Below are 22,256 nucleotides of genomic sequence, written 5' to 3'. Positions count from 1 at the left end.
TTCTGTGCCCGACCTGCCCTAGACATGGAATGTTACACACCAAAAAACAGTCGGGAAACGCCGTCGAGCGCCGCTCCGGCAAGAAAACCGACGACTGTGCCATTTATGCGGATATAGGCGAGGTCACGCCCGACACGCGACTCCAGCCGGTTGGCCAGATCAGTGCCGTCCCATCCCGCCATCACGGCCGCAATGAAGCCTGAAAGCTTCTCGCGCAGGCCCGGCAGGATCCGCTGGACGGTGCTTTCAACAGCCTGATTGACCTTCAAACGCAGGGACGCATTGGAACGCAGGGCACTGGCAAGCTGGACGATGACAGCATCAATGACTGTGGCGCTCCACCCATCCTCGCGCCCGCTGTCCTCTTCCACCATACGGCGCAGACGGTCCCACAGCTCCGAACTCCAGCCCTTGAGGCTGGTATGGGTCAGCACGGACGTAATCGTATCCGCCATGTCCTTGCGACGCGCAGGATCGTTTTCAATGCGGTCGATCTCGCCACGGACCCAGGTGGTAAAACCGTGCCGCAGATCCGAGTCCATCGGATCGACACGCTCAAACTCGGCATGAAGCGCCATGAGAACACGGCTGGCGACCGAGCCACCAATGGCCCATCCCAGAAAACGCCCGCCCTGCTCGCGGACCCGTTCTTCGACGAAATGGCGCAGATCGGACTCCCGGGAAGTCACGGTCGTCTTGATGCGCTCAAGCAGGAAGGACAGGACTTCCTGATGCATCTCGCTGTCCACCATGGCACGCATGCCACGCGAGACCAGTGGCGCCATTTCCTCACCGTTCAGCAGAACCGGGAGAGCGCGGGACAAAGCGGCCTTGGCCCGTCCGTCTTCCATGCGGTCGAACATCAGCGGAATGGCAGAACGCATGCTGGTGACAAGCGTCTGGCGCGTTGCCGGCTCACTCAACATGTCGGCAATCAGCCCGGAAAGGTCGATTTTCGACAGCGCCCGTCGCACGTCTTCCTCAGTAAAGAACTGGCCCGAAATGAAACGGCCCAGCGCCTGCCCGAGGCGTTCCTTCTGACGCGGCAGAATGGCGGTATGGGGAATGGGAAGACCCATCGGGTGGCGAAACAGCGCCGTGACAGCAAACCAGTCGGCCAGACCGCCGACCACTCCTGCCCTTGATCCCGCACGCAGCAGGCCGAATGCGAGACTGCCATCACCGATATGACGCGCCGCCGCCAGGGTGGTCCCGGCAGCAAGCACGCCCATGCCTACCAGCAGGCCGCCCGCCATGAATCGGGGCGACAGACCTGCAAGGCCGGATTTTCGGGAAACGGGAGGAGACATGTCCGCGTGCATGAGCGCACCGATAGCATTATCCTGACGGGCTGTCGCGTCCAGAGCGCGGTTGCACTCGATGGCTGGGCGTGAAAAGTATTGCAGCCCGTTTTCGTTCCATTTTTCTTTTTCCGCAGAAGCGAGACTGCTCCCGATGTCTGACTGCGCCTCCCGGCTCGATCCGTCCCTCCATGACCGTATTGACGCCATGACGTCACGGCTTCTCCATGAGCGCGATGGCCTCGCAGACCTGATTGCGTCCATCGGACAGGGCCTGTCCGCCGATGACGGGAGCGAAGACAGGACGCAGCTGACCGAGATTGAGAATGTCGTCCGCGCCCTGCGGGACGAACACTTCGTAGAGCGGGCCGCGCATCTGCGCTCTTATGTCGGGCTTGATACGGCTGATCCGCAGAGCCGTCTGGAAGCCGTAGCAAAGCGCCTTGTCGAGCAGGCCCCGGATGCGACCTCCCTGACCGTCCCCAAAATTGCGGCGGTTTTTACAGCCCACCCCACTTTTGCACTCGCCGATGGTGTCTACGACATCCTCACACATCGTGCCGAAAATCCGGAACTGCCGGTGCCGTGCCTCAAGACCCATCGCCGTCCCGCGCCGCCAACACTGGCGCAGGAGCAGGCTCTGGCGCTGGCGGCTATTCTGCGCGGTCGGGATGCTCTGGATGATCTGACGCAGGCACTGCTCCGCGAGATGGCTGAGCGCTGGTCTGGCGAAGCCGGTCAGGTCGATCCCTCCCCTGTCATTCTGGCAAGCTGGGTCGGGTTTGATACCGACGGGCGCAATGACATCGGCTGGTGGGATACGCTGCGCATCCGGCTTGAGCTGAAATTCTCGCAGCTTCATCGCCTGACGGACGGGCTGGAACGGCTGGGCCTGCAGGACAGCGCACTCGCCATGCGCGCACGCCGGGCGATCGAGGCGGTCAAGACGCAGCATGCCGCCTGCCCGACCGGCAAGGATGCGGCTCCGGAAATCATCAAGGATTTTGCACAGACGCTGATTGCCTTCCGCGAAAAGGCCCTCCTTGATGCCTCTGAGCTTCTGCCGCTGTTCCAGGATGCCGCGGTCGGGCTGGATGACGAGGCCAAACTGCAACTGCGGACCATCCGTGCCGGGTTCATGAACCACGGCCTCGGGATCGCGCGCATTCATACACGACTGAATGCCGCGCAGATCTACAACGTTGCTCGCACCCGGCTGGGCTTGACCGATGACCCTGCCCTGCCCTCACGCCGGCGCGTTCTGCTAGCCAAGATCGACGAAGCACTGTCAAACCTGCAGCCGCGGGCCGTGGATTTCGGCTCCCTGCTGGTTGAGCCCGCCTCTGCCGCACGGCTGATGATGACGATGGCGCAGATCCTCAAGCACATCGACACAGGATCGCCCATCCGCTTCCTCATTGCCGAGACCGAAAGCGGTTATACGCTGCTGGCCACTCTCTGGCTGGCGCGTCTGTTTGGCATTCAGGATCACCAAATCGAGATTTCGCCACTCTTCGAGACCGAAAGCGCGCTCGAAAATGGCGAGACCATCCTTGAAGAGGCCTTCCGCTCTAGCCACTGGCGGGACTACCTGCGGGCGAACGGGCGCCTGTCGCTCCAGTTCGGTTATTCCGATTCGGGCCGTTATGTCGGACAGCTTGCAGCAACCAATCTGGTCGAGCGTCTACGGATGCGGACCCTGTCCCTGCTGGCAGAGCATGACCTTCAGGACGTCTCCCTGACGCTGTTCGATACGCATGGCGAGAGCATCGGACGGGGTGCACATCCGTTCAGCCTGCGCCAGCGTCTGGACTATTTCTCCCCGACCCGCACACGCCTTGCCATGCGGGAAGCCGGGATTGGCTGCCGCGTCGAGACGGCCTTTCAGGGTGGCGACGGCTACACGCTGTTCGGCACCAAAGCTCTTGCGGCTTCCACGATCGCAACCCTGGCGGAACACACAGCCGAAATCCCGCAGGACACACAGGACCCGGTCTATGAGCGGCCTGACTTCGCGTCGGATTTCTTTTCCACCATCGCGCTCGACATGGGCGCGCTCGTGGATGATCCAGGTTATGCGGCGCTGCTGAGTGCATTTGGCCCCGCCCTGATTGACAAGACAGGATCCCGTCCCTCTGCACGCCAGTCCGATGCCGCGACCGTCACGCGCATCACGCATCCGGGGCAGCTCCGCGCCATTCCCAACAATGCAATCCTTCAGCAGCTCGGCTGGTGGGCAAATGTGCTCCACGGTCTTGGAAACGCGGCACAGCGGCATCCCGAGACATTCGAACATTTCGCCACGGACTCCTCGCGCTTCCGCGAAGCCATGGATTTCGCACGTCAGGCCCTGGCCCATTCCGATCTGGATGTGCTTCGGACCACCATCCATCAGCTTGATCCGGGCACCTGGCTGGATCGCGCGGCAAAGGCCCAGAGCGATGAAGAGCGTCAGAGCCTGCTGTGCATTTCACACGGTCTGGAGCTGCTGCGCTTCTGGGCCAGTGGTCCTGCGATGTTCCGCCGCATCCAGACTGATCATATCGCCCTGCGCGCGGCATGGCCGGATGCGCCGCGTATGGATGCCCGCGAGAAGCTGCTTCATGCCATTCGCTTTGCCCTGATCGACAGGCTGTGGGAACTGTCAACGCGCATTCCGTATTTCGGCCCTCGCAACAGCCTGACACGCGAAGCGATCACGAACCTGATCCTGTGTCTGGACGTGCCGCGTGCGCTGCACCTGCTGGAAGATCTGTTCCCGATTACGGCCCCCAGCGTTGCAAATCTCGACTTCGGAGAACCGGGGGATGCTGCCGAGGCCGCGGGTTTCGCACGTGAGCATGAAGAGATCTTTGAGCCTCTTTCACGCTGTTTTGCCCTGCTGCGCGAGGTCGGCGTTGCCATCATGCATGCCAACCGGGCTTTCGGCTGAGGAATGATACGCGGACGGAACTCTTGTTCAGGAAGGCTGCGTGCGTTTAAAAAGCTCGCGTAACAAACCCTAACGAAAGTTCCTCTGCATGCTTCGCAAGGCCCTTCTTCTGGGTGCAGCCATAATGGCTGTGCCGGCTCTGGCCGCAGGTCCCGCAACACCGGCACCCAATGCTGACAGCGTGACGAACGGAACAGTAACGGTCAATGGTGCCACCATCCCCTATCGGGCAGTGGCGGGCACCATTCTGGTTCACGGCGCCGACTACAATGATTCCGGCGATATTCTGGCCAAGCGTGGCACCAAGCTCGATGCCGGCAAGGATGACGACAGCAAGAATGCGCCGGTCGCCTCCATGTTCTACACCGCCTACTTCAAGGAAGGCGTGCCCGCCGAAAAGCGCCCGATCACCTTCCTTTATAACGGCGGCCCGGGCTCGGCTTCCGTCTGGGTTCACATGGGCACGTTCGGTCCCCGCCGCGTGAACACGCCAGGCGATACTCATCTGCCGGCCGCCCCTTACGCGCTCATCAACAATCCGCAGTCTTTGCTGGACGTCTCGGACGTTGTTTTCATCGACGCGCCGGGCACGGGTTTCTCGCGGATCGCGGGCAAGGATGCAGCAAAGGAATTTCTGGGCGTCGATGGTGACGGCGAGGCCTTCACGCACTTCATCTCGAAGTTTCTGGCGAAATATCACCGCTACAACTCGCCCAAATACCTGTTCGGCGAGAGCTATGGCACGATGCGCTCGGCCGTGGTCATCAACGACCTTGAGCAGGACGAAAATATTGACTTCAACGGCGTGATCCTGCTGTCGCAGATCCTGAACTACGACAACAGCGATGACAGCCCGCAGTTCAATGCAGGCGTGGACGATCCGTATGTGCTGGCCCTGCCGACCTATGCTGCAACGGCATGGTATCATCACTGCCTGCCGGCCGAGCATCCGGACCTGAAAGCCTTCCTACATGAAGTCGAGCATTTTGCGATGACTGACTACACGCTGGCTCTGCGTCAGGGTGCGGACCTGCCGGATGATCAGCGTCAGGCGATTGCGGCAAAACTGCATGACTACACGGGCCTGCCGGTCGATTACATTCTGCGGGCAGATCTGCGCGTCAATGGCGGCGAATTCGATCAGCAGCTTCAGGCGAAGACCGGTATGGCGACAGGCCGTCTGGACACCCGCTATTCAAGCCCGACGATCGATCCGATGAGCCAGGAAGTGGATTATGATCCGCAATCCAGCGCCATCAGTTCGGCCTATGTCACGGTCTTCAACGACTACGTCCGCAACACGCTCAAATACGGCACGGACGAGGATTATCGCCTCTATAACAGCCAGGGCCACTGGGACAGCCATCATCACCAGCCCGGCCACGGTTATCAGCCCAAGGGCGAGCCGAACGTCATGACGGATCTGGCCATGGCGATGAAGACCAATCCGAACCTGCATGTCATGCTCAATGCCGGCTACTACGATCTCGCAACGCCTTATTTTGAAGGCGTGTACGAGATGAAGCATCTGCCGATGCCGAACAGCCTGCAGAAAAACATCGAATATGCGCAGTACACGTCCGGCCACATGGTCTATGTGGACCCGAACACGCTGCAACAGTTGCACGATAACGTCGCGGCCTTCATCCGCCGCACGGACAATCTGCACTGATCCATAGCACGGTCAGAACAAACACCATGCAAGGCGGCGGAGGGAAAACCTTTCGCCGCCTTTTTCATTTCCGGCGTTACGCCCGGACTGGCCAGCCGATCCGGACAAGCACGTCGTCGGGTCCGTTAACCGCGAACTCATACATTCCCCAAGGCTTCAGGGATGGTCCTTCTTTCTCGATGATCTGGTCTGCAAAAACCTGTGCCAGGGCATCCACGTCCGGTCGGCGGAAATAAAGTCCGAACGGATTGCGCCCCGCTTCGACCCAGCCGGCAACCGCCTGTGTCAGATGAAGTTCCGCACCGTCCGGAGTTTGTAAAATCCGGTACTCCGACACACCCCCATCAGGCGCAGAGAACCCCAACAGAGCAAAAAACTGTTCTGCCTGAGGAATATCGTTCACTGGCAGGATGGCAATGACCGCTGTTCGGGCCTCAAAGTCAGACATGACTGTCACCTTTGCATGAAAGAACGCACAAAAAACCCCGCCAGATTGCTCTGGCGGGGTATGATGTTTCACCGGAGTGAAGAAATCAGGCGGACTTCGCGATGATTTCTTCAGCCACGTTGCGAGGCACCGGATCGTAGTGGTGGAACTGCATGGTGAAGGATGCACGACCCTTCGTTGCAGAACGCAGGTGCGAGATGTAGCCGAACATTTCCTTCAGCGGCACCTGTGCACGGATCATGACGGTCGAACCGGCAGTTTCCTGGCTCTGGATGATGCCGCGACGACGGTTAAGATCGCCCACGACGTCACCGACGTGATCGTTCGGCGTCGTGATTTCTACGTCCATGATCGGCTCGAGGATCACCGGACCGGCGTTCTTCATGCCTTCACGGAAGCAGGCCTTGGCGGCGATTTCGAAGGCCAGAGCCGACGAGTCAACGTCATGGTACTTACCGTCGAGCAGCGTGAACTGGAAGTCCACGGTCGGGAAGCCGGCGAGAACACCCGTGGTGCTCTGCATGCGGATGCCCTTTTCGACTGCCGGGATGTATTCCTTCGGAACCGTACCGCCGACAACCTTGTTCGTGAAGATGATCTCGTCCGGCTTGTCAGACGGAGCGAACTCGATCTTGACTTCAGCGAACTGACCCGAACCACCCGACTGCTTCTTGTGGGTGTAGGTCTCGACATGCGGCTTCGTGATCGTCTCACGATAGGCCACCTGCGGTGCACCGATGTTGGCATCGACGCCGTATTCACGACGCAGACGGTCAACGATGATGTCCAGGTGAAGCTCGCCCATGCCGGACAGGATGGTCTGACCCGTTTCCTGATCGGTCTTCAGATGCAGGGACGGATCTTCGGCCGTCAGCTTCTGCAGAGCCAGCGTCATCTTCTCGACAGCGTCCTTGGTCTTCGGCTCGACGGAGATGTCGATGACCGGGACCGGGAACTGCATGCGCTCCAGCACCACCGGATCGGAAGCATCAGCAAGCGTGTCACCCGTAACGGTATCCTTGAGGCCCACGAATGCGGCGATGTCACCGGCACCAACGGACTTCACTTCCTGACGCTTGTCGGCATGCATCTGGAACATGCGGCCAACGCGTTCCTTGTGACCCTTCGTCGTGTTCAGGATGGTGTCACCGGAGTTCAGGACACCACGATAGACGCGAACGAAGGTCAGCGTGCCGTACTTGTCGGAGATGATCTTGAACGCCAGGCCAGCGAACTTGCCGTCCGGATCGACCGGAACGATCGGCAGGAAGTCTTCATCGACTTCTTCGTCTTCCGGCGGAGCGATACGGATGCCTTCGACTTCGTCAGGAGCCGGCAGGTAGTCGATGACGGCGTCGAGCAGGGGCTGAACACCCTTGTTCTTGAAGGCCGTACCGCACATGACGGGACGGAATTCGCCGGAAATCGCACCCTTCTTGATGCACTTCTTGAGGGTTGCGACGTCGACGTCACCCTTCTCGAAGTACTCTTCCATGGCAGCGTCGTCGACGGCAAGAGCCGTGTCGAGCAGCGTCTGGCGGGCTTCCTCGGCCTTTTCCTTCAGGTCAGCCGGGATTTCTTCGTAGTGGAACTTGGCGCCGAGTTCGCCGCCTTCCCACACGATGGCGCGCATTTCGACCAGGTCGACCACGCCAACGAAGTTTTCTTCGGCGCCGATCGGGAGCTGCAGCGGCACGGCAACAATGTCGAGCTTCTCCTTCAGCGTGCTGAAGGCGTAGTAGAAATCCGCACCGGTACGGTCGAGCTTGTTGATGAAGATGATGCGCGGAACGTTGTAACGGTCAGCGAGGCGCCAGTTCGTTTCGGACTGCGGCTGCACGCCGGCCACGCCTTCGATCACGAAGATCGCGCCATCGAGCACGCGGAGCGAACGATTGACTTCGATGTTGAAGTCGATGTGGCCCGGGGTGTCGATGATGTTGATGCGGTGGTCGTTCCACTCACACGTCACGGCTGCCGAGGTGATCGTGATGCCACGCTCACGCTCCTGCGCCATGTAGTCGGTCGTGGTGTTGCCTTCGTGGACCTCACCGATCTTGTGAGAGACACCCGTGTAATACAGGATACGCTCGGTCGTCGTGGTCTTACCGGCATCGATATGCGCGGTAATACCGATGTTGCGAATCTTCGAGAGAGCCGATTTGGCTTCCTGAACGCTTTCGGACACGGAGAACCTCCAAAATACAATGAAAGGTGTTTCAGCCTGAACCGAAACACCTCCGCTGCGGCCCTGTGAAAGGGCCGAACCTGATTTATCCCAGTGGCGGCTGAATGACGCAGACCGCCATGGTTTTCAAGAGCAATCTTGTGACCAAACCTAAAGTTCGGCAAAAATTCCTCAGGCGGTCTGGGCAGCCTTGCGTTCCTGGGCGCGCAGGATACGGCGCTTGATGACCTGGGCTTCCGTCGGAAGCTTGCGGTTCGGCGTACCCAGTAGGAACGAATCCAGCCCACCGTTGTGCTCGACCGTGCGGATACCGTTGGTGGACAGGCGCATGCGCACCGAAGCACCAAGAATATCGGAGATCAGCGTGGTCTCCTGCAGGTTCGGGAGAAAACGACGGCGGGACTTGTTATTGGCGTGGCTGACGTTGTTGCCCGTCAGCACGCCCTTGCCCGTGATCTGGCAACGGCGAGACATGGTGGTACTTTCCTCGATGCTGGATGACGCAGGACAGCGAGGTCCGGCGTGTTCCGTAAATCAGGCGCGGCTTATGACGTAAGGTTGGGGCCTTCGTCAACCCCTGACTACGCTTTCTCCGGCCTGTGCGGCCCACATTGCGGCATAATGGCCACCTGCGGACAGCAGTTCCATGTGGCTTCCCTGCTCTACCACGCGTCCCGCGTCAAGCACCACGATGCGATCGGCATCCTGAACAGTGGAAAGACGATGCGCCACGATGATCGTCGTGCGGGCCTGCGAGAGCACTGCCAGCTCTTTCTGGATGGCGACTTCCGTGCGGGTGTCGAGCGCGCTTGTGGCCTCGTCCAGAAGCAGGATGCGGGGGTCTTTCAGGATAACGCGGGCGATGGCGACGCGCTGCTTCTCGCCACCGGAGAGCTTGAGTCCCCGCTCGCCCACAACAGTCTTGTAGCCGTCGGGTAATTCCCGAATAAACGCATCGATCTGGGCGCTGCGGGCCGCTCTTTCAATATCCTCGGGTGACGCAGACAGATCACCATAGGCAATGTTCTCGCCGATGCTGGAATTGAAGAGCACCGTATCCTGCGGGACCGTACCGATGATGTTCTGGATGTCGGTGGGTGCGATATCGCGCAGATCATGACCGTCAATGCAGACCGCACCTTCCGTCGGGTCATAGGCGCGGGTCAGCAGGCGACCCAGAGTAGATTTACCCGAACCCGTATGCCCGACGATGGCCAGAGAGGTTCCTGCGGGGACGTTTATGGAAACGTCATGCAGGATCTGCCGGGCCGGGCTGTAGCCGAAGGAAACATGCCTGAACTCGACAGCTGCCGCACCCGCTTCCGACAGTTTGCCTGGTAGATGCACCGGCTGGGGGGCATGGGTGATTTCTGAGCGGACGGCGAGGAGTTCGAGATAGTTTTCCAGATCGACGCGCGCATTGCGCCAGCCTGCGCTCACATAGTTCAGAGCGCCTACGGACGAATAAAGACCACTCAGATAGCTGCCGATCAGGACGAACTGCGCAACGGCCAGACGATGCGCCACGATGTCATGAGCGGCCATCGCGAGAAGGGTTGTTGTCGTGGCGGCGATCAGGATGCCACGGCTGACCTGGGACAGGCTGACATAACGCTGGAGGCTGATCTCGGCTTGGCGGAGATCTCTGCGCGCCACATCATAACGGGCGATTTCATGCGGTTCGTTGGCGAAGCTGCGGACTGTCTCGAAGTTCAGGATGCTGTCCACAAGCTGGTGCTGGGCTTCATTGCTGGCACGGTTACGGGCGCGTCTTGCCGTCATCCGCAGACGTGTAAAGACGTAGGAGACGGCAGAATATAGCCCCAGCGCGACCAGAAGCAGGCAGACATAACGCCAGTCAAAGATCTTCAGAATGACCGTCAGCGTCATGATGAGTTCGATAACGTTGGGCAGGACGTTGAACAGCGCCAGAGACAGCAGGGTCCCGACGGCATCAGCACCACGGTCAAGCGTGCGGGTCAGCGAACCCGTCTGACGATCCAGATGGAAACGGACGCTCAGATCATGCAGATGGCGCAGGCCGAGAACGGCGACACGGCGCTGGAGATCCGTTTCAACGGGTTTGACGAGCAGTTCCCGCAGCGGGGTCGCCAGCCCGGAAATGATACGGATGACGGCATACTGGGCGATCAGCCAGACCGGGACGGCCAGAAGCGTTTCCGGACGCGACAGGCTGCTGACCATGCGGCTGAAGAGCCAGGGCGTGGCGACGGCTGTGCCGCTCTCCACCAGAAGAATGACGAGTGCAAAACCGATGCGTGTGGCGTCGGGCCAGAGCTTTTCGGGGCGGATCATGGGCCACAGAACCCGCAGGGAAAGCGCTTCGGAGGTCGAATTGGTTTTCTTGAACATGTGTAGACTATGGGAAGTGCAGGCGATGCTTTGCAAATGACTGCCTGCATGCGACATATTGGTCTGTGTCTGACAAATCCTTATCCCCTGCCCTCGAACCCTTTCTCCGCCACATCGCGGCCTGCAACAGCGCGGTCCTGCCGGGCGGTCGTCTCCCGTTTTTCTGTGGCACTGAGCAGATCGGCTGGGTCAGCCCGGCAATAGCGCAGACGCTCGAAACGCTCGGCCTTCAGCAGGATCAGGGTTTCGGAGTAAAAGCCGGTGCGGAGCTGTTCCCCCTCTCCCAGACGCTTTGCGAGATGGGACTTTATGCCTCCCATGACGAAGCTTTTGACGTTCGCAACGACAATGGCCTCGTGCTGGGACAGGTGGACCGTGACGCCATTCCCGTTCTGGGGCTGGCGGCCGAGGGTGTGCATCTGAACGGACTGGTCGAACGCGCGGACGGGCTTTTCCTGTGGGTGGCCCGCCGTAGCATGAGCAAGCGGCTGGACCCGGGAAAGCTGGACCATCTGGTGGCGGGCGGTATGAGCGCCGGTCTCGACCCACAGACAACGGTCGTCAAGGAAGCACAGGAAGAAGCCGGCATCCCCGCCGAACTGGCCACAACGGCCCGGCCCGTCAGCCGGATCGAATATGCGCTGGAGCGTCCTGAAGGGCTGCGGCGCGATGTCCTGCACTGTTACGATCTGCTTTTACCTGAGGAATTCGTGCCGGTCGCGGAAGACGGTGAAGTGGAAAGCTTTCACCTCATGCCAATTCAGGATGTCATGGCGCTGGTGCGGGATACCGATTTATTCAAGTTCAACGTCAATCTTGTCCTGATCGACCTGTTCATTCGCCGGGGCCTGTTCACGCCTGCCGAGGCTGACGTTCTTCGGAATGCCCTGGCAGGACAGCCTCGGTGAAAAAGAGACTGCCTCTGCTGGCCCTCACGGCTCCGCTGCTCGGCGGCTGCATCGTGCCGGTCAGTGTCACACCTAATCTGTGCCGGGAAATCCAGACCCATGACGGCGTGCAGATCCGGCTGATGTTCGGTCTGACGCGACCGGATGGCAGCATCGTTGATGGTGACGACTGGCAGGCTTTCGTGGACAGCGAGATCACACCACGCTTTCCGGCAGGATTTACCGTCTTTGATGGTCAGGGACAGTGGTATGATGCGGCAGGGCACAGGGTGATCCGTGAGGCGTCCCGAATTGTCTGGATCGTGGCTCCCTCCTCGGACCGCAATCTGCAGCCATATCTGAAAGCCATCCGCCAGGCCTATCAGAAACGTTTCAGCCAGCAGGCCGTTGGACTGGCCATCCAGTCCGGCTGCTCTTCATTCGAAAGCGTTCCCGTGGAATAGTTCCCGTGTACGGAACAGCGTTTCTCAGGTTTCACATCTGTTTTCATCCGGACTTCTCTCGTCGGGGCAGGTTTCCCTGCACAGGACGACAGTTCAGGCATGTTTTCATTCCGGAATTCTCATGACCGATCTTTCTCCGCCTCCTTCCCCTGACACCATCACGGTCGAGGCCTCAGACTCCACAGGTACTATCCAGCGGCGTGCACGGGGCTTTCTGGCCCTCTTCTTCGTGGCAATAGGCCTGTACACGCTCAAAGGCTTCCTGCCGGCTCTGCTGTGGGGCTGCGTGTTCGCCATTTCAATCTGGCCGCTTTATCGTCGGGCGGAACTGCGTTTCGGCCGAAGCGACTGGCTTCCACTGGTCTTTACGCTGGCTGTCGCGCTGATCTTTCTGGTTCCGGTCTCGCTGGTGGGGGTCAAGGTTGCAGACGAAGCGCGGAGTGCGCTCGAATGGATTGATGACGTGCGGAACAACGGCATTCCGATGCCGGAATGGGTGCCACATCTGCCCTTCCTGTCCGCCCAGGCCACCAACTGGTGGCAGAACCACATGACAAGCCCGCAACGCCTGTCCCATCTGCTCCATTCGGTGGATGTCGGACATGGCATGCAGATGACGAAACAGGTCGGATCGCAGCTTGCCCGCCGCGGCACACTGTTCGCGTTCTCGCTCCTGACGCTGTTCTTCCTGCTCAAAGATGGAGACAGCGTGATCCGCAAGTGTCTTCTGGGGTCTCAGCGCCTGTTTGGTGAACAGGGCGAGAGTCTGGCCAAGCAGATGATTTCATCCGTGCATGGCACGCTGGCCGGGCTTGTTCTGGTAGGGCTGGGCGAAGGGGCCATTATGGGTATCGTCTACATGGCCACAGGCGCACCACAGCCCCTGCTGTTCGCAATGGTGACGGCCGTAGCCGCGATGATCCCATTCCTGGCCTGGCCGACAGTCGGGCTTGTGGCCCTGCTTCTGCTGGCCAAGAGCAGCATGATCGGCGCAATCGTTGTCATGGCGATCGGATCAGTCGTGATTTTCATCGCAGACCATTTCATCCGCCCTGTCCTGATCGGCGGCAGTACGAAGATGCCGTTCCTCTGGGTTCTGCTGGGAATTTTAGGAGGGGCCGAGACCTGGGGTCTGCTGGGCCTGTTCCTTGGTCCGGCCATCATGGCCGCACTGCATCTGCTGTGGACCATCTGGACAGAGGTCAATCCGCGCAAAGGGATCTATGCACCGGATACAGGATCTTAAAGGAAGGGATTTTACCGCAGGACTGGTCGGGCAGGCGGGATTCGAACCCACGACCCCCAGTCCCCCAGACTGGTGCGCTACCAGGCTGCGCTACTGCCCGTCGTCCTGCGGTGGCGGTGGTTTAGCAGTGTCCCGCCGTCACCGCAATGGGGCATTGTGACTAGACGGGCAGAAGATTTCGCAAATTCTGCAGCTCTTCGAGAATTTCGCGAAGTTCCGAGCGCAGAAGACCGTTCTCAGCCTCGGCCTTTTCCAACGTACTGAAAAGCTGTTCGTTTTCATCACGCAGCGTCATCAGGAGCGCAGAATTGGGCGCTTCGGCTTCGGCTTCGGCTTCGGCTTCGGCTTCGGCTTCGGCTTCGGCTTCGGCTTCGGCTTCGGGGCTCTCATTTTCTGCCGTGATGTCAACCGCTTCCGTCACACTGGCCTCATGAGCCGACGTCGGAAGCTCCGGGAAAATGATATCATCGACAGGGTCAGGCGTGGGAACGGCGGGAACGTCTTCGCTTTCCACAGCTACGACAACCGGCAATGCCTCTTCGGAAGGCACGCTGTGGTCTTCAACCGCGTCAACAATGGCAACCGGAACGTGAGCCGGGGCTTCAGATTCGACTTCCATTTCCGGCACCGTCTCGACAGCAGTTTCCGGAGAAGTTTTCTGACCTGCACGCGCCTTCTGGCTACGACGTTCACGCAGAACCCGCAGAACCCCCTGCCCTTTGTAACCCTGCACATAAAGCAGGTCCGAAATCAGCCGCAGGGTCTCGATATGCTCGGGACTGTAATAGCGACGGCCACTTTCGCCACGGAACGGCTTCACACCCGGATAGATCGTCTCCCAGGAACGCAGGCGATGCTGCGGGATATGCAGCTCTTCTGCGACTTCACTGATGGTACGATAGGCTTCCGGAGCTTTTCTGACCTTCTCCGGGCCGGTTGAAAGCTCATCATTCGACGAAACCATGACGGCATTGGTGGCGAAATTATCTGTCATGGGAAGAGGTCTCGGCCGCTGCGGCATTTTCGGAACCGTTCATGCGGTCCCTCAGCAGTTGGGAAGGTCTGAACACCAGCACGGCACGTGGCAGAATAGGGACTTCGACGCCGGTCTTGGGATTGCGTCCGATACGCTCCCCCTTCTGGCGGACGGAAAATGTCCCGAATCCACTGAGCTTCACGCATTCACCCGCTTCCAGCCTGTCCGAGATCACACCCAGAAGGCTTTCAAGAATCATGGAGGAGTCGTGCCGGGAAAGACCGACACGGCTGTAGAGATGCTCAACAAGATTCGCGCGCGTGACTGTGCTCATGACACTTGCGTATCATGACGTTCAGAACAGTCAAAGGAATCAATCATTAACCTGCTCTCTGGCAAAAAGCAGACTTACATCCGGATCAGTGCGGAGCCCCAGGTCAGGCCGCCGCCAAGGGCTTCCATCAGCACGAGGTCACCCTTCTGGATGCGCCCGTCGCGGACAGCTTCGTTCAGGGCCAGCGGAATCGAAGCAGCCGACGTATTGGCATGACGGTCCACGGTCACAACCACCCGATCTGACGGCAGCGCAAGTTTCTTGGCCATCCCGTCAATGATCCGCAGATTGGCCTGATGCGGTACCATCCACTGGATGTCCTGCCCCGTCAGACCATTGGCTTCCAGTGCTTCATCCACAGCCTGAGACAGCTTGACGACGGCATGACGGAAAACCTCCCGCCCCTGCATGCGCAGATGCTGTGTCGTGGACGCGCAGCCTACGGCACCATCCACATAAAGGATATCGCCTGTACGACCATCCGAGTGCAGATGGGTGGAGAGAATGCCCTCGCCTTCCGCGCCACCCGCTTCCAGCAGCACTGCACCCGCGCCATCTCCGAAGAGAACGCAGGTGGCACGGTCATTCCAGTCCAGCAGACGGGAGAAGACCTCGCTGCCGATCACCAGAACCTTCTTGGCCTGACCGGACTGCACAAGGGCACGCGCCGTCGCCAGAGCATAAACGAAGCCCGAGCAGGCTGCGCTGATATCAAAGCCGAACCCCGTCGTCATACCCAGCAGGGCCTGAACCTGTACGGCAACGGCTGGGAAAACCTGATCCGGCGTCGAGGTCGCAACCAGAACGGCATCCACGTCTGACGCGGACACTCCAGCATACTCAAGAGCCTGCCGCGCAGCTTCCGCCGCCATACTGGCCGTCGTTTCGTCGCCCGAAACGATATGCCGCTGGGTGATACCGGTGCGGGTCCTGATCCATTCGTCCGAAGTCTCGATACCATACTTGCTGGCGAGATCGTCATTGGAGATGACGTCGCGCGGCAGATAGCCCCCGACACCCGTCAGGCGGACACGAATGGGATCGGACATTTCTTTTCAGCTCACAGGTTCAGGGGCGGCCTTGGCGGATACAGGAGCAGCCGGCTCGACAACTCCCATCCCCAACTGCTCCAGACGGTCGCGGATCTTGTCGTTCAGATGGTGTGTGACAGCATCCATGGCAACATCGAGAGCCGCAGCAAAGCTTTCGCCATCCGCGCCACCATGGGACTTCACAACGATGCCGTTCAGACCGACAAACAGCGCTCCGTTATAGCGCCGGGGGTCGATCCATTCCCGCATCCGCTCAAGACCCGGCTTGACCAGAAGATAGCCCAGACGGGTCAGCAGATTGGTCTGGAACACGCGCTTCAGAAGGCTGAAGGCCAGCTTGAGAGCGCCTTCACCGGTTTTCAGGGCGACATTCCCCGTAAAACCGTCCGTCACCACCACATCCGTCGTCCCGGCTGTGATGTCATGACCTTCCACAAAGCCGTGGAACTGGGGGGCCAGCGGGCTGGCACGCAACCGTTCAGACGCTTGACGCAGACGGTCATCGCCCTTCAGCTCTTCCGAACCGACATTGAGAAGACCAATTGTGGGAGACGGAAGACCAAGGGCCGCCTGTGCAAAGGCTTCGCCCATGATGGCGAATTCAACCAGATTACGGACATCGCAGGCAATATTGGCTCCGAGATCCAGCATCACGATATCACCGCGCGCAGAAGGCTCGACAGCCACCATGGCGGGACGGGAAATTCCCGGAAGGGCTTTGACGATGATCTTGGCCAGCGCCAGCATCGCTCCGCTGTTGCCCGCAGAAACGACGCCACGGGCTTCCCCGGCGGCGACAGCTTCCATAGCCATACGCATGGACGATCCCCGGACGCGCAGTGCCGAAGTCGGTTTCATGTCCATGGGGATACTTGCCGCGGAATGGCGGATATCACACAGACGGGCAGCTTTGGGATATTTTGCCAGAGCCGGCTTGAGAAGGGCTTCGTCTCCGATCAGGAGAATACGGGCCTTCGGGTGCCGGTCGGCGGCCAGATCAAGTCCGGCAAGGACGATATCCGGGGCACTGTCACCGCCCATTGCATCGACGGCGAGGGCGTAAGGCCCGGAGGCCGCGATGTCACGTTCGGGCGTGACAGGCGCTTTGGTCATTGAGACAGTTTCCCGGACAGCATCACAGATGCGGGCCGCGCTCTCTGGAAGCTACGGACCCGCAGGTAGGGATCAGGCGCGGACGGCGGTCTTCAGGCTCTTGCCGCTGTTTCCAGCAGCGACCACTTCGCGGCCGTCATAATGACCACAGTGGCTGCAAACGTGGTGCGGACGCTTCATTTCGCCGCAGTTCGAGCACTCTGCATGAGCTTCGACACCCAGGGCGTGGTGGCTGCGACGCATGCCACGACGGGACGGCGTAGTCTTTCTTTTAGGGACGGCCATGGCTTTTATGCCTCTTTCTGCTTCAGTGTCGGCACCCCTGCTCCGCTCCCCGCGGCATCCGGTGCCCTGTTGTTCGTCGTCTCGTAATTACGTCGAGTTCAGGCGGGGGCTCTAGCAGAGCCAGGGGCAACCCGCAAGTCAGACGTGGGATTTTTATTCTTTCCTGTCCCCGTTTTTCAGCACGGAAAGCGCCGAAAACGGATTGGGACGGCGCGGACCATCCGGCCCCTCGCCAGACAGCTGTGCCCCTTCTTCCCCTTCTGCAGGCGCCACGTCAACTGCATTTTCCAGACCGGTGCCGGGTTTGCGCGGATACGGGTCCAGCATCAGGGCCAGTTGCTCGGCCGCCGCCTCACCGATATCGACAGCCTTGCCATCATGCGGAACTTCGTCCGGGCCATCCAGATCAATGGAATCGATGTCGAATTCGTCTTCCGGCATATCGGCCGCAGGAATGAATTTCAGGAAGAAGGTCTCGGCCAGCACATCATCGAAAGGCTCGGATGTGATGACACAGACCTGCGTGACCCTGGCTGAAAGGTGCCCTTCCGCGAGGACACTCCGGTTCTCGGACGGTGTCAGACGAAAGCGGCAGGTCAGGGTCTCAATCGCGGGGATGCCGAAGCGTGCAGCCAGTGCCTTGCACTCGGCAGGCGAAGCCTCGATCGTCTCTTCCAGTCCCGAGCCCAGCCGATTGAAAGGGATGCGTCGGGAAAATTCGGGTGAATGGGACATTCAGGCACTCCAGCCCCCGGAATATGGGGAAATCGTTGACATGCAGGCGCCGTTCGGGCACGCGCTCATTTGAGCGGTTCTCTTGCACAGGATAGTTTCCGGATCCATGAATAACGCATCTTCCCCGACGCCCCAAAGCAGAACACGCCTTCTTCGCCGTTTCGCACAGGCCGGCGTGGCATGTGTTCCGCTGCTGCTCGGCGGATGCTCGTTCTTCTCTCCAATTCCCGAGCCGCGCGGCTCCCTGATCGAAAAGACGGATTACGCGCAGCTTGTCCCCGGAACCAGCACCCGCTCTGATGTGCTCGATCTGCTCGGTTCGCCCACCGCACACGCGACCTTCGACGACAACACATGGATCTATGTCTCCATGATCACGTCCCCGACGCCGCTGACCTTCCCGAGCGTGAAGAAGCAGCAGGTCGTGGTCCTGAATTTTGATAACGGTGGTGTCCTGCGCAAGATGGACACGCTGAGCAAGAAGAACGCGATGTATGTCGGCATGGTGGGTGCGAAGACACCGACGCCGGGTACCAGCTCGTCGATCTTGCAGGAGCTGCTGGGCAATGTCGGCCGCTACAACCCGATGAGCGGCATGAGCAGCCAGTTCGGTGGCAGCACGGGCCCGATGGGTGGTCAGGGCACCGGCAATGGTGGCGCCGGCAACTCGCTGCCCTAAGCTTCCGGACGCATGATTATTTCGGGAGGCTGAGCAGAACGCCCAGACCTCCCAGCGGACTGTCCATCAGACGGATGGACCCGCCATGGGCATGAATGATGTCACGGACGATCGTCAGCCCCAGCCCACCCTTGCCATCCTGACTGCCGCTGGCAGCATTAAGCTCTGAAATAGCGGCGCGCCGGCTTGCTGACAGGCCAGGCCCGTTATCTTCAACCGCGATTTCGATATTCCGCTCACCCTCACGCAGGGAAAAGCGCATGGCCCCTCCGTGCCGCCGTGCATTTTCCGCCAGATTCGTCAGAACGCGGCGCAGGGCATCCGGGCGGACGACCGCTTCCACACCCTCGCGTCCCTCAACGCCGAGAACCTGCCCCCCTGCCCGCACAGTGGCAGCAGCAACATCATCCAGCATCCCTCTGAGATCGATCGCCACCGGCTCCTCTGCCCCTTCTCCACGGGCAAATGACAGATAGCTTCCAATGAGGCGTTCCATGTCCTCAATGTCTGTCACCATGTCAGACAGGTCCGGCTTGAGCGCCTCGGCGCGAATCAGACCCGTGGTCGGGATCATGGCAACCGTCAAACGCAGCCGGGTCAGAGGCGTGCGCAGATCATGCGAAACTCCGGCCAGAACAGCGGTTCTCTGCGCGACAAATCGGTTGACCCGCGCCTGCATGCGATTGAAGGCAATGGCAGCCTGACGGACCTCGCGGGCGCCCTGTGGACGGATGGGGCCCTGATCCCGCCCCATTCCAAAAAGTTCAGCAGCAAGACCGAGACGACGGATGGCGCGGACCTGATTGCGCATGAACAGGCCGGCAATCAGGAACAGCAGGATGGAACTGCTCACTGCCCAGACGACGAACAGCCAGATCGGCCCGATATTCAGGCGCTTGACCGGCACCATGACCACCAGCACGCCATCAGGAAGCTGGATGGAAGCGCGCACGGTCTGGGGATCTTCGGACCAGTCGACATCATAGGGACGAACAAGATTTTGCTGAATGGAACGGGCGAAATCATCGTCCATTGGGCCCAGCACGTGATTGGTGCCCTGCCGGGTCAGCCTTTCACCGGCGTGAAATGAAAAGCCCAGTTGCGTGCGGGACGCCGCGTCCTGAAGAGTAAGCGCACGTTCAGCTTCGGATGACGTATGCTCGATCATGGCCATGACCAGCGAGACTTCACCCGTAACGCCGTCCGAGAGGCGCCGGGACACCACGTTCAGATAGGTGCCGTAGAACAGGCCCAGCGCAATGGCCTGTGTCACGAGCAGCGGAATGAGAACGATCAGCATGGACCGCCCCATCAGGGAGCGCGGCAGAATACGCCGCAGGGGGCGATCCAGCTTCTGCCAGGCGTCGTCCCGCTCGATCGCCGGATCAGCGTCCCGGTTTGAGAACATAACCCTTCCCGCGCACGGTATGGAGGAAACGAGGCTCCTTGGGATCAGGCTCGATACGACGGCGCAGGCGGGTGACCTGAACATCAACCGCCCGCTCGCCGATCTCATCCATTTCAAGGGCTCTGGCGATGGCTTCACGGGAGAGAACCGTCCCGGGCTGGGCCGTCAGAACACCCAGCAGGGCCGCCTCACCGCCTGTCAGATGCACCGGGCCATGAGGACCGCTGAGCAGCCCGCGCTTGACGTCAAATTCCAGCTCTCCCAGCCGCAGCATGTCGGGCACTTCATCAACCACCGGCAATGCAGGCACCACGCGGCGCAGATGGGCGCGCAGGCGAAGCAGCAGTTCGCGCGGCTCGAAGGGCTTGCCCAGATAGTCGTCCGCACCGGCTTCCAGTCCGCCGATCCGGTCCGCAGGCTCCCCCCGTGCCGTCAGAAGCAGGATCGGAAGCGACAGGCCGTCTTTCCGAAGACTGTTCGTCAGGGACAGACCGTCTTCGCCGGGCATCGTGACATCCAGAACAAGAGCATCAGGCTGGATGCGTTCCAAAACCTGACGTGCCGCCAGGGCATCAAGAGCCGTGCTGACACGATAGCCGTTCTCAGACAGATAACGTTGCAGCAGCCGCAGGAGGCGCGGATCATCATCGACGACAAGAATATGTTCGTCGCTCATCGTGCAGGGCTTTCAGTTGGCACCTGAAGAGGTGCGAGGACACGGCGGAAACCCTCAACGGCCGTCATGCCGGCTTCACGATATGCCCGGGTCATGACCTCGCGGATCATGAGGAACAGTTCACGCTCAAGCGCCTCCCCGGCCTCCGTCAGGCGCAGGGGACGTCTGCGCCGGTCGTGACGGTCTTCTTCCTGTACAAGCAGTCTGCGTTCCCGCAGGTCTCCCAGAGCGCGCCCGAGCGACTGTTTGGTAATGCCAAGACTGTTCAGGAGCGCACCGGGCGTAATCCCCGGATGGGCAGCAGTCAGGAAAAGAATGCGGTGATGAGCCGGCCCCAGCCCCTTCTCACGCAGCAGCGTCTCGCAATCAGCATTCAGCGTCCGCCAAGCCAGCATCATGGCTTCATAGGACTGCCGGATCCGGTCTTCGCGCAGGTAAAGATGCGCCGTCGCGGAAGATGGCGCTTCCATAAGTCGGGAGGTCACCGGAGAATTTCCTCAACATATCCGAAGCGGTTAAAATCGGTAATACGCTGCGGATAGAGAATACCGTTCAGATGGTCGTTTTCGTGCTGGAGAACATTGGCATGAAAACCCGTGGCCTCGCCTTCAACCGCGTCACCATTTTCGTCCAGCCCCGAATAGTGCACACGAGCATATCGCGGCACATCAGCGCGCAGACCCGGAATCGACAGACATCCCTCGCTGCAGATGATCATTTCGTCACCGACAGGCGTGATTTCCGGATTGATGAGCACGCGGTGCAGCAATGCGTCTTCGGGATTCGCCACACGGTTCGTCGGAACGTGATAAACGAAAAGCCTCAGAAGCTGATGAACCTGCGGAGCCGCCAGTCCCGCACCGCGCGCATCAGCCATCGTTTCCATCATGTTAGCGATGAGAGACTGGATTTCCGGGGCTTTCGGGTCAGAAACGGCCTGTGCCACCTGATGCAGGACGGGGTTACCCATGCGGGCGATCTTGAGCAGGGCCATGAAATTGTCTGTCCTTTGAAAGAGGGTGGCATCCGGTCAGCCCAGAGTGCGCGTTGGGAAGAATCCATTCAAGCGCGGCTGAATGAATTGCGTTCCCCGCAGAAGGTGTGTTAAGGGCACCATCCTTAGTTGGAATGCCATATCACGGGTGGCGCTGAAGAGCGGGCCCATAAGGAGTTGACGGCACCGTGCAGGTTCTCGTTCGTGACAACAATGTTGACCAGGCGCTTAAGGCGCTCAAGAAGAAGATGCAGCGCGAAGGCGTGTTTCGTGAGATGAAGCTGCGTCGCCACTTCGAAAAGCCCTCCGAGAAGCGCGCCCGCGAAGCAGCTGAAGCTGTTCGTCGCGCCCGCAAGATGGAGCGTAAGCGTCTGGAGCGTGAAGGCTTCTAAGCCTTCCCGTCATCCGAACGGAAAAAAGGCCGCGTCCTCAGGGACAGCGGCTTTTTTTGTGCCTCGATTTTGCGATATCCCCTGCCCGCATCAAGCAGACA

22 protein-coding genes and 1 tRNA gene are annotated in these 22,256 nt (G+C 60.0%); 7 read left to right on the top strand and 16 right to left on the bottom strand.

The window, feature by feature from the left end; genetic code table 11:
* Nucleotides 1–32 precede the first annotated feature (32 nt).
* Entirely contained in the window at nt 33–1,310 is a 1,278-nt protein-coding gene (locus ACJ2A4_RS00600; RefSeq protein WP_408873195.1) for a DUF445 domain-containing protein, read from the bottom strand.
* Nucleotides 1,311–1,455: 145 nt separating this feature from the next.
* Between ACJ2A4_RS00600 and ACJ2A4_RS00595 the strand changes: the two genes are divergently transcribed.
* Entirely contained in the window at nt 1,456–4,233 is a 2,778-nt protein-coding gene (locus tag ACJ2A4_RS00595) for a phosphoenolpyruvate carboxylase (RefSeq protein WP_408873194.1), read from the top strand.
* A gap of 88 nt (nt 4,234–4,321) precedes the next feature.
* Nucleotides 4,322–5,905 carry a S10 family peptidase gene (locus ACJ2A4_RS00590; protein WP_408873193.1) on the top strand — a complete coding sequence of 528 codons (1,584 nt, stop codon included), beginning with the start codon at nt 4,322–4,324 and terminating at the stop codon, nt 5,903–5,905.
* Nucleotides 5,906–5,981: 76 nt separating this feature from the next.
* On the opposite strand, the gene ACJ2A4_RS00585 is transcribed toward ACJ2A4_RS00590, so the two are convergent.
* From ACJ2A4_RS00585 to ACJ2A4_RS00570, 4 genes are all read right to left on the bottom strand, one after another.
* A complete protein-coding gene (locus ACJ2A4_RS00585) occupies nt 5,982–6,425 on the bottom strand; it encodes a hypothetical protein (protein WP_408873192.1) in 444 nt (147 codons plus the stop codon).
* A 13-nt stretch (nt 6,426–6,438) separates the two neighbouring features.
* Nucleotides 6,439–8,541, bottom strand: a complete 2,103-nt coding sequence (fusA, locus tag ACJ2A4_RS00580) for an elongation factor G (RefSeq protein WP_194258833.1) — start codon at nt 8,539–8,541, stop codon at nt 6,439–6,441.
* A 171-nt stretch (nt 8,542–8,712) separates the two neighbouring features.
* The gene (rpmB, locus tag ACJ2A4_RS00575; protein ID WP_062510124.1) at nt 8,713–9,015 is read right to left on the bottom strand and encodes a 50S ribosomal protein L28; all 303 of its coding nucleotides are present in this window, start codon (nt 9,013–9,015) and stop codon (nt 8,713–8,715) included.
* A 96-nt stretch (nt 9,016–9,111) separates the two neighbouring features.
* Nucleotides 9,112–10,914 carry an ABCB family ABC transporter ATP-binding protein/permease gene (locus ACJ2A4_RS00570; protein WP_408873191.1) on the bottom strand — a complete coding sequence of 601 codons (1,803 nt, stop codon included), beginning with the start codon at nt 10,912–10,914 and terminating at the stop codon, nt 9,112–9,114.
* Between the two features lie 65 nt (nt 10,915–10,979).
* Between ACJ2A4_RS00570 and ACJ2A4_RS00565 the strand changes: the two genes are divergently transcribed.
* The 3 genes from ACJ2A4_RS00565 to ACJ2A4_RS00555 all read left to right on the top strand — a co-directional run bounded on the left by ACJ2A4_RS00565 (nt 10,980) and on the right by ACJ2A4_RS00555 (nt 13,511).
* Complete coding sequence (locus ACJ2A4_RS00565; protein ID WP_408873190.1) at nt 10,980–11,822, top strand: NUDIX hydrolase; 843 nt, start codon at nt 10,980–10,982, stop codon at nt 11,820–11,822.
* Complete coding sequence (locus tag ACJ2A4_RS00560; RefSeq protein ID WP_408873189.1) at nt 11,819–12,265, top strand: DUF3574 domain-containing protein; 447 nt, start codon at nt 11,819–11,821, stop codon at nt 12,263–12,265. The genes ACJ2A4_RS00565 and ACJ2A4_RS00560 overlap by 4 nt, the downstream gene beginning before the upstream one ends.
* Nucleotides 12,266–12,386: 121 nt before the next feature.
* Nucleotides 12,387–13,511, top strand: coding sequence for an AI-2E family transporter (locus ACJ2A4_RS00555; protein WP_408873188.1), 1,125 nt, complete (start codon nt 12,387–12,389; stop codon nt 13,509–13,511).
* Between the two features lie 23 nt (nt 13,512–13,534).
* Here ACJ2A4_RS00555 and ACJ2A4_RS00550 read toward each other — a convergent pair.
* The 7 genes from ACJ2A4_RS00550 to ACJ2A4_RS00520 all read right to left on the bottom strand — a co-directional run bounded on the left by ACJ2A4_RS00550 (nt 13,535) and on the right by ACJ2A4_RS00520 (nt 18,006).
* Nucleotides 13,535–13,611, bottom strand: a tRNA-Pro gene (locus tag ACJ2A4_RS00550).
* 60 nt (nt 13,612–13,671) lie between these two features.
* Nucleotides 13,672–14,505: a MerR family transcriptional regulator gene (locus ACJ2A4_RS00545; protein WP_408873187.1), complete on the bottom strand. Its 834-nt coding sequence runs from the start codon at nt 14,503–14,505 to the stop codon at nt 13,672–13,674.
* Nucleotides 14,495–14,821 carry an integration host factor subunit alpha gene (locus tag ACJ2A4_RS00540; protein WP_408873186.1) on the bottom strand — a complete coding sequence of 109 codons (327 nt, stop codon included), beginning with the start codon at nt 14,819–14,821 and terminating at the stop codon, nt 14,495–14,497. The genes ACJ2A4_RS00545 and ACJ2A4_RS00540 overlap by 11 nt, the downstream gene beginning before the upstream one ends.
* Before the next feature lie 74 nt (nt 14,822–14,895).
* Nucleotides 14,896–15,870 carry a beta-ketoacyl-ACP synthase III gene (locus ACJ2A4_RS00535; protein ID WP_408873185.1) on the bottom strand — a complete coding sequence of 325 codons (975 nt, stop codon included), beginning with the start codon at nt 15,868–15,870 and terminating at the stop codon, nt 14,896–14,898.
* Between the two features lie 6 nt (nt 15,871–15,876).
* Nucleotides 15,877–16,986 (bottom strand): phosphate acyltransferase PlsX, encoded by a 1,110-nt coding sequence (gene plsX, locus ACJ2A4_RS00530; RefSeq protein ID WP_408873184.1) that lies wholly within the window; start codon nt 16,984–16,986, stop codon nt 15,877–15,879.
* 72 nt (nt 16,987–17,058) lie between these two features.
* Nucleotides 17,059–17,271 carry a 50S ribosomal protein L32 gene (gene rpmF / locus ACJ2A4_RS00525; RefSeq protein ID WP_408873183.1) on the bottom strand — a complete coding sequence of 71 codons (213 nt, stop codon included), beginning with the start codon at nt 17,269–17,271 and terminating at the stop codon, nt 17,059–17,061.
* Between the two features lie 153 nt (nt 17,272–17,424).
* Nucleotides 17,425–18,006: a DUF177 domain-containing protein gene (locus ACJ2A4_RS00520; protein WP_408873182.1), complete on the bottom strand. Its 582-nt coding sequence runs from the start codon at nt 18,004–18,006 to the stop codon at nt 17,425–17,427.
* 106 nt (nt 18,007–18,112) lie between these two features.
* Here ACJ2A4_RS00520 and ACJ2A4_RS00515 point away from each other — a divergent pair, with 106 nt between their 5' ends.
* Entirely contained in the window at nt 18,113–18,685 is a 573-nt protein-coding gene (locus ACJ2A4_RS00515; protein ID WP_062510109.1) for an outer membrane protein assembly factor BamE, read from the top strand.
* 16 nt (nt 18,686–18,701) lie between these two features.
* Here the strand turns inward: ACJ2A4_RS00515 and ACJ2A4_RS00510 are convergent, their stop codons facing one another.
* From ACJ2A4_RS00510 to def, 4 genes are read right to left on the bottom strand one after another with little or no spacing between them, the layout of a single operon-like run.
* Entirely contained in the window at nt 18,702–20,093 is a 1,392-nt protein-coding gene (locus tag ACJ2A4_RS00510; protein ID WP_408873181.1) for an ATP-binding protein, read from the bottom strand.
* Complete coding sequence (locus tag ACJ2A4_RS00505; protein ID WP_062510107.1) at nt 20,071–20,769, bottom strand: response regulator; 699 nt, start codon at nt 20,767–20,769, stop codon at nt 20,071–20,073. Before ACJ2A4_RS00505 ends, ACJ2A4_RS00510 begins: the two co-directional genes overlap by 23 nt.
* On the bottom strand, nt 20,766–21,254 hold the full coding sequence (locus ACJ2A4_RS00500) for a MarR family transcriptional regulator (protein ID WP_408873180.1): 489 nt from the start codon (nt 21,252–21,254) through the stop codon (nt 20,766–20,768). The genes ACJ2A4_RS00505 and ACJ2A4_RS00500 overlap by 4 nt, the downstream gene beginning before the upstream one ends.
* Entirely contained in the window at nt 21,251–21,763 is a 513-nt protein-coding gene (gene def / locus ACJ2A4_RS00495) for a peptide deformylase (RefSeq protein WP_408873179.1), read from the bottom strand. Before def ends, ACJ2A4_RS00500 begins: the two co-directional genes overlap by 4 nt.
* A 188-nt stretch (nt 21,764–21,951) precedes the next feature.
* Between def and rpsU the strand changes: the two genes are divergently transcribed.
* Nucleotides 21,952–22,155: a 30S ribosomal protein S21 gene (rpsU, locus tag ACJ2A4_RS00490; protein ID WP_011251722.1), complete on the top strand. Its 204-nt coding sequence runs from the start codon at nt 21,952–21,954 to the stop codon at nt 22,153–22,155.
* Nucleotides 22,156–22,256 lie beyond the last annotated feature (101 nt).

Origin of the sequence: Gluconobacter roseus, from assembly GCF_046058915.1 — a bacterium.
Lineage (GTDB): Bacteria > Pseudomonadota > Alphaproteobacteria > Acetobacterales > Acetobacteraceae > Gluconobacter > Gluconobacter roseus_A.
Note: the sequence above shows the minus strand (reverse complement) of the source record. Positions and strands in the feature narration are given on the sequence as shown.

Bases quoted from the DNA above. Each gene is read 5' to 3' on its own strand.
- ACJ2A4_RS00570 (WP_408873191.1), bottom strand. From the start codon at position 10,914: ATGTTCAAGAAAACCAATTCGACCTCCGAAGCGCTTTCCCTGCGGGTT.
- ACJ2A4_RS00505 (WP_062510107.1), bottom strand. From the start codon at position 20,769: ATGAGCGACGAACATATTCTTGTCGTCGATGATGATCCGCGCCTCCTG.
- plsX (WP_408873184.1), bottom strand. From the start codon at position 16,986: ATGACCAAAGCGCCTGTCACGCCCGAACGTGACATCGCGGCCTCCGGG.
- ACJ2A4_RS00540 (WP_408873186.1), bottom strand. From the start codon at position 14,821: ATGAGCACAGTCACGCGCGCGAATCTTGTTGAGCATCTCTACAGCCGT.
- rpmB (WP_062510124.1), bottom strand. From the start codon at position 9,015: ATGTCTCGCCGTTGCCAGATCACGGGCAAGGGCGTGCTGACGGGCAAC.
- ACJ2A4_RS00590 (WP_408873193.1), top strand. From the start codon at position 4,322: ATGCTTCGCAAGGCCCTTCTTCTGGGTGCAGCCATAATGGCTGTGCCG.
- ACJ2A4_RS00600 (WP_408873195.1), bottom strand. From the start codon at position 1,310: ATGTCTCCTCCCGTTTCCCGAAAATCCGGCCTTGCAGGTCTGTCGCCC.
- ACJ2A4_RS00535 (WP_408873185.1), bottom strand. From the start codon at position 15,870: ATGTCCGATCCCATTCGTGTCCGCCTGACGGGTGTCGGGGGCTATCTG.
- ACJ2A4_RS00595 (WP_408873194.1), top strand. From the start codon at position 1,456: ATGTCTGACTGCGCCTCCCGGCTCGATCCGTCCCTCCATGACCGTATT.
- ACJ2A4_RS00515 (WP_062510109.1), top strand. From the start codon at position 18,113: ATGAATAACGCATCTTCCCCGACGCCCCAAAGCAGAACACGCCTTCTT.
- ACJ2A4_RS00555 (WP_408873188.1), top strand. From the start codon at position 12,387: ATGACCGATCTTTCTCCGCCTCCTTCCCCTGACACCATCACGGTCGAG.
- ACJ2A4_RS00545 (WP_408873187.1), bottom strand. From the start codon at position 14,505: ATGACAGATAATTTCGCCACCAATGCCGTCATGGTTTCGTCGAATGAT.
- def (WP_408873179.1), bottom strand. From the start codon at position 21,763: ATGGCCCTGCTCAAGATCGCCCGCATGGGTAACCCCGTCCTGCATCAG.
- ACJ2A4_RS00520 (WP_408873182.1), bottom strand. From the start codon at position 18,006: ATGTCCCATTCACCCGAATTTTCCCGACGCATCCCTTTCAATCGGCTG.
- rpmF (WP_408873183.1), bottom strand. From the start codon at position 17,271: ATGGCCGTCCCTAAAAGAAAGACTACGCCGTCCCGTCGTGGCATGCGT.
- ACJ2A4_RS00510 (WP_408873181.1), bottom strand. From the start codon at position 20,093: ATGTTCTCAAACCGGGACGCTGATCCGGCGATCGAGCGGGACGACGCC.